This is a genomic window from Azospirillum tabaci, from assembly GCF_014596085.1.
Lineage (GTDB): Bacteria > Pseudomonadota > Alphaproteobacteria > Azospirillales > Azospirillaceae > Azospirillum > Azospirillum tabaci.
In genome coordinates, this window is the sequence record NZ_JACCJY010000067.1 from 1 (window position 1) to 2,454 (window position 2,454).

Annotated in this window: 2 protein-coding genes; both read right to left on the reverse strand. The window is 69.4% G+C overall.

Annotated elements, in window-relative coordinates:
* Positions 1-1,731, reverse strand: a 1,731-nt coding sequence (gene oxc / locus H0B54_RS29240) for an oxalyl-CoA decarboxylase (protein ID WP_188263261.1), incomplete at its 3' end; no start/stop codon positions are given.
* Between the two features lie 41 nt (positions 1,732-1,772).
* Positions 1,773-2,453, reverse strand: a complete 681-nt coding sequence (locus tag H0B54_RS29245) for a GntR family transcriptional regulator (RefSeq protein WP_188263262.1) — start codon at positions 2,451-2,453, stop codon at positions 1,773-1,775.
* Position 2,454 lies beyond the last annotated feature (1 nt).

A 2,454-nucleotide genomic window follows, 5' to 3' on the forward strand; every position in this document is an offset into this window, starting at 1 on the left:
GCTGGTGGGGTTGAGGCTGCCGATGTTGCCGCTCTCCGACCCGGCGTTGGGGTCGATCACCGCGTTGATCAGCGTCGGCCGGCCGCTGTCCATCGCCGCGCTGACCGCCCGGTACAGCTCGTCCGGCGTCGTCACGTTGACCCCGGCGCCGCCGAAGGCCTCCATCATCTTGTCGTAGCGCGAGTCCGGAACGAAGACCATCGGCGACGGGTCCGACCCGCCCGTCGGGTTCACGTCCGTCCCCTTGTAGATGCCGTTGTTGTTGAACACCACGATGCACACCGGCAGGTTGTAGCGGCAGATCGTCTCCACCTCCATGCCCGAGAAGCCGAAGGCGCTGTCGCCTTCCACCGCCAGCACCGGCTTGCCCGACTCCACCGCAGCCGCCACCGCGAAGCCCATGCCGATGCCCATCACGCCCCAGGTCCCGACGTCCAGGCGCTTGCGCGGCTGGTGCATGTCGATGATCCCGCGCGCCAGGTCCAGCGTGTTCGCCCCCTCGTTCACCAGCAGCGCCTCGGGGCGCTCCTGCACCACCCGGCGCAGCGCGCCGAGCGCGCCGTGGAAGTTCATCGGCGAGGCGTTGCTCATCAGCTTGGGCGCCATCTTGGCGATGTTCGCCTCGCGGCGCGCCGCCACGGCCCCCGTCCACTCCGCCGGCGGCGGCGTCCAGCCCTTGGCCATCCCGGCGGTCAGCGCCGACACGCACGACCCGATGTCGCCGACCAGCGGCGCCACGATCGCCACGTTGCTGTCCATCTCGCGCGGCTCGATGTCGATCTGGATGAAGGTCTTCGACCCCGGCTCGCCCCAGGTCTTGCCCTTGCCGTGCGACAAGAGCCAGTTCAGCCGGGCGCCCACCAGCACCACCACGTCGGCGTCCTTCAGCACCATCGAGCGCGCCGCGCCCGCCGACTGCGGGTGGGTGTCGGGCAGCAGCCCCTTGGCCATGCTCATCGGCAGGAACGGGATGCCGCTCTTCTCGACCAGCTCGCGCACCGCCTCGTCGGCCTGGGCGTAGGCGGCGCCCTTGCCGAGGATGATCAGCGGCCGCTTGGCGCCCTTCAGCACCTCCAGCGCGCGCGCCACCGAGTCCGGCGCGGGCAGCTGCGCCGGCGCGGCGTCGACCACCTTGACCAGCGAGCGCGCCCCCTCGGCGGCGTCCATCACCTGCGAGAACAGCTTGGCCGGCAGGTCGAGGTAGACGCCGCCCGGCCGGCCCGACACCGCGGCGCGGATCGCGCGGGCCACGGCGATGCCGATGTCCTGGGCATGCAGCACGCGGAAGGCGGCCTTGCACAGCGGCTTGGCGATGGCCAGCTGGTCCATCTCCTCGTAGTCGCCCTGCTGGAGGTCGACGATCTCGCGCTCCGACGAGCCGGAGATCAGGATCATCGGGAAGCAGTTGGTGGTGGCGTTGGCCAGCGCGGTCAGGCCGTTGAGGAAGCCCGGCGCCGAGACGGTCATGCACACGCCCGGCTTCTTGGTGAGGAAGCCGGCGATCGCCGCGGCGTTGCCGGCGTTCTGCTCGTGGCGGAAGGAGATGACCCGCAGCCCCTCGCCCTGCGCCATGCGCAGCAGGTCGGAAATCGGGATGCCCGGCACGACGTAGAGGTTCTCGATGCCGTTGAGCTTGAGGGCATCGATGACGAGCTGGAAACCATCCGTCAGCGCCGGTTCCGCATCGGTGGCGGCCGTGGCTTGGTTGTTGAGGACTGTGACGGCTGACATAAGGGTTACTCCTCCCCGACTCTTATTCGGTTCACGATCGGTCAATCGAGAAAATCGCAGTGCTGTTCGACATGGCGGGCCAGCCCCAGCGTGTGCTCGCGCACCCGCCGCTCGGCCAGGTCGGCGTCGCGCCGGGTCAGGGCGTCGATGATGTCGCGGTGCTCGACGATGGACGTCTCGGCCCGGCCGCCGCGGCGCATGGTGACGCGGCGGATGGCCCGCATGTGGATGAAGAAGCGGTCGGTCAGGTCGGCGATGAGCGTGCAGCCCGAGGCCTGGATGATCGACTGGTGGAAGGCGACGTTGGCGTCGGAATACTCCAGCACGTGGTCGGCCAGCTCGCCTTCGGCGAAGCGGTCGAAGGTGGCGTGCAGGTCGGCCATGCCGCGCTCGTCGGCGCGCTCGACGAAGAGGCGGGCGGCCATGCCTTCGAGCGCGGCGCAGACGGTGATCATCTCGATGATCTCCGCCTTGGTCTTGCGCACCACGAAGATGCCGCGCCGGGGCATGGAGCGGATGAAGCCCTCCTGCTCCAGCAGCGCCATGGCCTCGCGCACCGGGGTGCGGCTGACGCCCAGCGCCTCGCAGAGCTGGCGCTCGTCGAGGCGGATCTCGCTCGGCCCGCCGTAGATGTCCATCTGGGTGATGGCTTGGCGCAGAGCTTGGTAGGCCTTGGCCTTGAAGCTCATCCCCTGATCCAGTGGCGCGACCGAGAAACTCATC